General features: G+C 60.0%; 1 protein-coding gene. It reads right to left on the bottom strand.

Annotation, left to right across the window (positions count from 1 at the left end):
- A partial coding sequence (locus tag ACN8M7_RS26005) for a heavy metal-binding domain-containing protein (RefSeq protein ID WP_490262634.1) occupies positions 1-255 on the bottom strand: 255 nt, incomplete at both ends.

Genomic DNA, 255 nt, shown 5'->3' with positions numbered 1-255 from the left:
GTCACGGGCGTCGCCAGAGCCAGCTCGACCCAGTTCTGGGTCGTGCCATGAAACAGTTGCAAGGAATGGCCGGCCATCGCCAATACGGTCACGATGACGGTCAACGGTAGGGTCCACCAGAACCGCATCGAGAAGTCCTTCAGCTCTGGATTTTCCTCCTCTTCCAGCTCCGGGATGACAGGTTCCAGCGTCATCCCGCAGATCGGGCAGTTTCCGGGAGCCGGTTGACGGATTTCTGGATGCATCGGGCAGGTG

It is taken from the genome of Pseudomonas spartinae, from assembly GCF_965197125.1.
GTDB classification, from domain to species: Bacteria; Pseudomonadota; Gammaproteobacteria; order Pseudomonadales; family Pseudomonadaceae; genus Aquipseudomonas; species Aquipseudomonas composti_A.
The sequence above is the reverse complement of the archived record's forward strand: the minus strand, read 5'-3'. Positions and strand labels throughout refer to the sequence as shown.